We start from the raw sequence: 6,980 nt of genomic DNA on the forward strand, positions 1-6,980 counted from the left end.
TTCTCCGCGGTCCGCCGCGACGGCGTGCGCGTCGTCACTCTCGACCGCGGCTACGACCTCGGAGCGGGGGAGCGGGCGCCGTGGCTGCTGCTCGGCGCGAAGACCCTCTCCTACGCGGTGAACATGGCCGCGCTCCGCGAGGCGCACCGGCGCGGAGCCGACGACGCCGTGTTCGTCACGCGCGAGGGGTTCGTGCTCGAGGCGCCCACGGCATCGCTGATCATCCGCCGCGGCGACGAGTTCCTCACGCCGGCGCCGTCCGGCGGCATCCTGCACGGCACGACGCAGCTCAGCGTGTACGAGCTGCTGGAGTCGCGCGGCTTCCGCACGACGTACGCGACGCTCTCGGCCACCGACCTGGCGACCGCGGATGCCGCCTGGCTGGTCTCCAGCATCCGCCTGGCCGTGGCGATCACCGCCGTGGACGGCGCACCACTGGCATCCGATCCCGACCTCACGGCGGAGCTGAACGCCTTCCTGCTGTCTCCACGCTGAGGCGGACGCCAGCGGCCCCCGATCGTTCGCCGATCAGGGGCCGCTGCCGTTCAGCCGCCGAGAATCACCCGAAGCGGCCGGAGACGTAGTCCTCGGTGGCCTGCACGGACGGGGTGGTGAAGATCGTGGCGGTCTCGTCGTACTCGATGAGCTTGCCGGGCTTGCCGGTGCCGGCGATGTTGAAGAACGCCGTCTTGTCGCTCACCCGCGAGGCCTGCTGCATGTTGTGCGTGACGATCACGACCGTGTAGTCGTTCTTGAGCTCCTGGATGAGCTCCTCGATCGCGAAGGTCGAGATCGGGTCGAGCGCCGAGCAGGGCTCGTCCATCAGGATGACCTCGGGGGAGACCGCGATCGCGCGGGCGATGCACAGACGCTGCTGCTGGCCGCCCGACAGTCCCGATGCGGGTTTGTCGAGGCGGTCCTTGACCTCGTTCCAGAGGTTCGCGCCGATCAGCGACTTCTCGACCAGCGCGTCCTCGTCCGAGCGCGACATGCGCTTGTTGTTCAGCTTGACGCCGGCGAGGACGTTCTCCTTGATCGACATCGTCGGGAACGGGTTCGGGCGCTGGAAGACCATGCCCACCTGGCGGCGGACCAGCACCGGGTCGACACCGGGGCCGTACAGGTCGTTGCCGTCCAGCAGCACCTCACCCTCCACGCGGGCGCCGGGGATGACCTCGTGCATGCGGTTCAGGGTGCGCAGGAACGTGGACTTGCCGCAGCCGGAAGGGCCGATGAACGCGGTGACGCTGCGGGGCTGGATCTCGAGGGAGACGCCCTCCACGGCGAGGAAGTCGCCGTAGTAGACGTTGAGGTCGTTGACTTCGATGCTCTTGGACACGATGTTCCTTCGGGTTGGATCAGGCTCAGCGGCTCTTGGACGGAGCGAAGTAGCGGGCGACGAGTCGCGCGATGAGGTTGAGGACCATGACGATGACGATCAGCACCAGGGCGGCAGCCCAGGCACGGTTCACGTAGGCCTCGGCGGGCAGGCCCTGGTTCATGTACTGCGTGTACACGAAGACCGGCAGCGACATCATCCGGCCGTCGGTCAGGCTGTAGTTCATGGATGCCGTGAATCCGGCGGTGACCAGCAGCGGCGCGGTCTCGCCGATCACGCGTGCGATCGCGAGCGTCACACCGGTCACGATGCCCGCCATGGAGGTGGGCAGCACGACCTTGAGGATCGTGAGCCACTTCGGCACGCCCAGGGCGTAGGAGGCCTCGCGCAGCTCGTTGGGCACCAGCCGCAGCATCTCCTCGCTGGAGCGCACGACGACCGGGATCATCAGGACGGCCAGCGACAGCGCGCCCATCAGGCCCATCCGGATGCCGGGGGTGAGGATCAGCGCGAAGAGCGCGTAGATGAACAGACCCGCGACGATCGACGGGATGCCGGTCATCACGTCGACGAGGAACGTGATGCCGCGTGCCAGCCGTCCGCGGCCGTACTCGACCAGGTAGATCGAGGTGAGCAGGCCGATCGGGATGGAGATCACCGCGGCCGCCAGGGTGATCAGCACGGTGCCCATGATGGCGTGCAGCGCACCGCCGCCCTCGCCCACGACGTTGCGCATGGAGCTGGAGAAGAACTCGGCGTTCAGGCCGGCGATGCCGTTCTGAAGAGCGGTGTAGGCGACCGACACGAGCGGGACCATGGCGATGCCGAAGGCGGAGGCGACCAGCGCCGTCACGATGCGATCGGTCGCCTTGCGGCGGCCCTCGACGAGCGAGGAGATCCCGCCGATCAGGACGACGTACAGCAGCACGCCGACGATGATCGCCCCGACGAGGTTGAATCCGCCGCCGCCGGCCGCGACCACGCCGAACACGGCGGCGGAGACGACCAGGGACGCTGCCAGGAGCACCCACGGTGACCAGGCGGGCAGCTGCCCGTTGGTGATGCGTGCGGACGGCGCGAGCTGCACCGTGGCGGGGGCGTTCTCGGTGATGGTCATGTCAGTTCGCTCCCGAGAATTCCTTGCGGCGGCTCACGATCCAGCGCGCGACGGCGTTGACCAGGAACGTGACCACGAAGAGGATCAGGCCCGTGGCGATCAGGACGTTGATGTTCACGCCGTACGCCTCGGGGAAGGTCTGTGCGATGTTCGCGGGGATGGTGTTGGGGTTCTGCGCGGTGAGCAGACGCCAGGTGATGCCGCCGGATGCCGAGAGCACCATGGCGACGGCCATGGTCTCGCCGAGCGCGCGGCCGAGGCCCAGCATCGATGCGGACACGATGCCGCCGCGGGCGAAGGGGAGCACCGCCATGCGGATCATCTCCCAGCGCGTGGCGCCCAGCGCGAGCGCGGCCTCCTCGTGCAGCGGCGGGGTCTGCAGGAAGATCTCGCGGCAGATGGCCGTGATGATCGGCAGCACCATGACGGCGAGCACGATCGCGGCGGTCAGGATGTTGCGGCCGGAGGCGTTGCCGTCGAACAGCGGGATCCAGCCCAGGTTCTCGGTCATCCAGGTGTAGACCGGGAGAGCGGCCGGGGCGAGCACGGCGATGCCCCAGATGCCGAAGACGACGGAGGGCACGGCGGCCAGCAGGTCGACGATGTAGCCGAGCCCCTGTGCGAGCCTGCGCGGTGCGTAGTGCGAGATGAACAGCGCCACGGCGATGGAGAGCGGGATCGCGATCAGCAGGGCGATGGCCGCCGCCCAGACGGTGCCGAAGGCGAGCGGGCCGACGTAGGACCAGAAGTCGCTCTTCAGGATCGAGGCGTCCTCGTTGGTCGCCGTGATGCCGGGGATCGACTGGATGATCAGGAACACCGCGACGGCGGCGAGCGTCACGAGGATCATCGTGCCGGCGGACAGCGCGGCTCCGGAGAACCAGCGGTCGCCTGGACGCTGTTTCGCCGACACCGTCGCGGTGGCAGTGGGGGTCATCTCGGGATGTCCTCGCTCGTCTGAGTGGCGTTTTTCCGTGCGGATGCGGGATGCGGAGCAGACGGCGGGCCGACGACGCTGTGCGCCGTCGACCCGCCGTCCGAAGGTCACTTGGTGACGATCAGGTCGATCGCGGCCTGTGCCTTGGTACGGATCGTGTCCGAGATCGGGGCGGAGCCTGCGGCCTCGGCCGCGGCCTTCTGGCCCTCGGCGCTGATCGCCTCGGTGAAGAAGCCCTTCACCAGTGCGGCCTTGGCCGGGTCGGCGTACTTCTCGCAGCCGATCAGATAGCTGACCAGGACGATCGGGTAGACGCCGGCCTCGGTGCTGGTGCGGTCGAGCTTGACGGCCAGGTCGGCCTTGCCCTCGCGCTCCTCCAGCGGGGAGTGGTCGACGATGGCGGCAGCGGCCTCGGGGGAGTACGGCACGAACTTGTCGCCGACCTTCACCGAGACGGTGCCGAGCTTGCCGGCGCGCGAGGCGTCGGCGTAGCCGATGGTGCCCTTGCCGCCCTCGACGGCCTGGACGACGCCCGAGGTGCCCTGTGCGGCCTCGCCGGACTGGATCGGCCACTCCTCGACCGAGCCGTGGGTCCACACGGAGCCTGCGGCGGCCGACAGGTAGTCGGTGAAGTTGCCCGTGGTGCCGGACTTGTCCGCGCGGTGCACGGGGTTGATGGCCAGGTCGGGCAGCGTGACGTCGGGGTTGGTGGCGGCGATCTTCTCGTCGTTCCACTTGGTGATGGTGCCGGCGAAGATGCCCGCGAGGGTGTCGGCGTCGAGGTCGAGCTTGTCGACGCCGTCGAGGTTGAAGATCACGGCGATCGGCGAGATGTACGCCGGGATCTCGACGATCGGGGAGTCGGCCTCGCAGCCCTTGAACTCCATCGAGGAGAGCTCGTCGGTCTTGAACGCGCGGTCGGAGCCGGCGAAGCTGTAGGCGCCCGCGGCGAAGGAGTCGCGGCCCGCGCCGGAGCCCTGCGGGTCGTAGTCGACGGTGACGTCGCCGTTGGCGGTCTGGAAGGCCTTGGTCCAGGCTGCGATCGCGACCTCCTGGGAGGTGGCGCCGCCGCCGACGAGGTTGCCGCTCAGCGCCGGGCCGGAGGACGGCTTCTCGGAGCCGGCGGGGGTGCTGTTCTCGTTCGCGGCACAGCCGGCGAGGGCGAGGGCGGCGACCGCGCCGATGGCGGTGATGCGGGCGATACGGGAGATCTTCACTGTGGATCCGTTCGATCGGGAGATGTGTGCGGCCCGGTGCAGGGCACACAGTGACGTTAGGAGGACCGGTTAACGAGACTCTCCCCGTCGGGTGAACGGAAGGTGAACGGATCGCGGCGGGAGTCAGATCTTGGGTTCGTGCGTCTCGATCGAGATGATCCCGGAGCCGGGGTTGGTGGCGGAGAGGTGCACGACCGAGAAGCCGGCCATTCCCAGGCTGCTGGCGCTGTCGACGTAGGAGCCGTGCATGGTCCCGGTCGCCAGAGCCAGCTCGGAGAGGATGCCGGGAAGCACCGGGCCGTGGCTGCAGAGCACGGCGGCCTTGCGGGCGCGGACCCTACGGCCCACGACCGCCCGGATGTCCTCGGTGCCGTTCTCCCAGGCATCCTGGCTGATCTTCGCGGTGACCCGCGCCGTGCGGCCGAGCTTCTTCTCCAACGGTGCGACCGTCTGGCGGCAGCGCAGCGCGTCGCTGGAGACGATGCGCCGCACGCCGAACGCGCGCAGCGGGGCGACGATGGCGGCCGCCTGACGCTGGCCGCGATCGGTGAGCGGGCGCTCGGCATCCGCTCCTTCCCAGCCGTCGCGGCCCACGGCCTTCGCGTGCCGCAGTGCGATCAGCGGGAAGGTGTGCAGCACGCCGTCGTCCACGAGCCGTGCGAAGTTGTCGAGGATCTCCACATCGACCGGGTAGCTGAGACGCGAACGCGCCTTCTTCAGGCTCACCCACTCGACCCCGGAGATCTCGCCGTTGGGCACGAAACTGGACGCCCGGATGGCCTCGTCCGTCGCCTCCGCCGCCCAGTAGTGCACGACCTTCTGGCGCTTCGGCCGCATCCAGTACCGGCTGACGCCGACCGGCACGCCGAGGGTGACCTTGATGCCGGTCTCCTCGCGCACCTCGCGCACGGCGGTCTGAGCCAGCATCTCGCCGGGGTCGACCTTGCCCTTGGGCAGCGTGACGTCACGATACTTCGTGCGGTGGATCAGCAGGATGCGCAGCTTGTCCTCGACCAGGCGCCACACCACCGCGCCGGCCGCGAAGACCGCGGTGTCCGTCATCGGACCGTTCGCTTGCGGCGGCGGCTCTGCACGGCGAGCATCGTGCGGTCCTGCAGATCGACGAGCGGGGCGTCCTCGTCTCCGACCGCGCGGGTCCAGGCGCCGTCCTCCAGGTGCCAGGAGTTCGTGCCGTCGTCCATCGCCAGATCGAACAGGTCGTGCAGCTCCTGGATGTGCTCGGGAGACGACAGCCGGACCAGCGCCTCGACGCGGCGGTCGAGGTTGCGGTGCATCATGTCGGCGCTGCCGATGTACACGATCGGGTCGCCGTCGTTGTCGAAGGCGAAGATGCGGGAGTGCTCCAGGTAGCGGCCCAGGATGCTGCGCACCGTGATGTTGTCGCTGACACCGGGCAGGTCCGCCCGCAGGCTGCAGATGCCGCGCACCCACACCTCGACCTTCACGCCGGCGATGCTCGCGCGGTACAGGGCGTCGATGATCTGCTCGTCGACCATCGAGTTGACCTTGATGCGCACGCGCGCCGGCTTGCCGTCCTCGGCGTTGCGGCGCTCGCGGTCGATGAGCCGCAGCAGGCCCTTGCGCAGGTGCAGCGGCGCGACGAGCAGGCGCTTGAACTTCTTCTCGATCGCATAGCCGCTCAGCTCGTTGAAGAGCCTCGTGAGGTCCTTGCCGATCTGCGGGTCGGCGGTGAACAGCCCGAAGTCCTCGTAGATGCGGCTCGTCTTCGGGTTGTAGTTGCCCGTGCCGACGTGCGAGTAGTGGCGCAGCACGCCGTCCTCCTCGCGGATCACCAGCGCCAGCTTGCAGTGCGTCTTCAGTCCCACCAGGCCGTACACCACGTGCACGCCGGCCTTCTCGAGCTTGCGCGCCCAGACGATGTTGTTTGCCTCGTCGAAGCGCGCCTTCACCTCCACCAGCGCCAGCACCTGCTTGCCGGCCTCTGCGGCGTCGATCAGCGCCTGCACGATCGGGCTGTCGCCCGAGGTGCGGTACAGCGTCTGCTTGATGGCCAGCACCTGCGGGTCACGGGCCGCCTGCTCCAGGAACGCCTGCACGCTGGTCGCGAACGACTCGTACGGGTGGTGCACCAGCACGTCGGCCCGGCCGATCGCCTTGAAGATGTCAGGGCGCTCGTTGCTGTCGCCCGGCTGGAACGCGACCGCCGTGGTGGGCAGGTGGGGCGGGTAACGCAGGTCGGGCCGGTCGATGCGGGCCAGATCGAACAGGCCGCGCAGGTCGAGCGGGCCGGGGAGGCGGTAGACCTCCTGGTCGGTGATGTCGAGCTCCTTGATCAGCAGCTCGAGCGTCACGTCGTCCATGTCGTCGGTGATCTCGAGGCGGATCGGC

General features: G+C 68.9%; 8 protein-coding genes (1 of these 8 running past the window's edge). 2 read left to right on the forward strand and 6 right to left on the reverse strand.

What is annotated here, in order from left to right:
- Together BGN97_RS18465 and BGN97_RS18470 are read left to right on the forward strand one after the other, a co-directional pair.
- Window positions 1-121, forward strand: partial view of an aminotransferase class IV gene (locus BGN97_RS18465; protein ID WP_363331394.1) — the final stretch only. Its footprint begins 353 nt before the window's first position; only the last 121 of its 474 coding nucleotides appear in the window; its start codon lies off the left edge, out of view; the stop codon is at window positions 119-121.
- A 2-nt stretch (window positions 122-123) separates the two neighbouring features.
- Window positions 124-495, forward strand: a complete 372-nt coding sequence (locus tag BGN97_RS18470) for an aminotransferase class IV (RefSeq protein ID WP_363331395.1) — start codon at window positions 124-126, stop codon at window positions 493-495.
- 64 nt (window positions 496-559) lie between these two features.
- Here BGN97_RS18470 and pstB read toward each other — a convergent pair whose 3' ends face one another.
- The 6 genes from pstB to ppk1 all read right to left on the reverse strand — a co-directional run.
- A complete protein-coding gene (gene pstB, locus BGN97_RS03975; protein ID WP_292698242.1) occupies window positions 560-1,339 on the reverse strand; it encodes a phosphate ABC transporter ATP-binding protein PstB in 780 nt (259 codons plus the stop codon).
- A gap of 25 nt (window positions 1,340-1,364) precedes the next feature.
- Window positions 1,365-2,456: a phosphate ABC transporter permease PstA gene (gene pstA, locus BGN97_RS03980; RefSeq protein ID WP_292698244.1), complete on the reverse strand. Its 1,092-nt coding sequence runs from the start codon at window positions 2,454-2,456 to the stop codon at window positions 1,365-1,367.
- A gap of 1 nt (window position 2,457) precedes the next feature.
- Window positions 2,458-3,393, reverse strand: a complete 936-nt coding sequence (gene pstC / locus BGN97_RS03985; protein ID WP_292698245.1) for a phosphate ABC transporter permease subunit PstC — start codon at window positions 3,391-3,393, stop codon at window positions 2,458-2,460.
- 107 nt (window positions 3,394-3,500) lie between these two features.
- On the reverse strand, window positions 3,501-4,610 hold the full coding sequence (gene pstS, locus BGN97_RS03990) for a phosphate ABC transporter substrate-binding protein PstS (protein WP_292698247.1): 1,110 nt from the start codon (window positions 4,608-4,610) through the stop codon (window positions 3,501-3,503).
- Window positions 4,611-4,733: 123 nt separating this feature from the next.
- Window positions 4,734-5,672 (reverse strand): NUDIX domain-containing protein, encoded by a 939-nt coding sequence (locus BGN97_RS03995; protein ID WP_285636618.1) that lies wholly within the window; start codon window positions 5,670-5,672, stop codon window positions 4,734-4,736.
- Window positions 5,669-6,980 (reverse strand): polyphosphate kinase 1 (gene ppk1, locus BGN97_RS04000; protein WP_292698250.1); only part of this gene is annotated, 1,312 nt, incomplete at its 5' end. The genes BGN97_RS03995 and ppk1, both read right to left, overlap by 4 nt.

Source organism: Microbacterium sp. 69-10 (genome assembly GCF_001897945.1).
Lineage (GTDB): Bacteria > Actinomycetota > Actinomycetes > Actinomycetales > Microbacteriaceae > Microbacterium.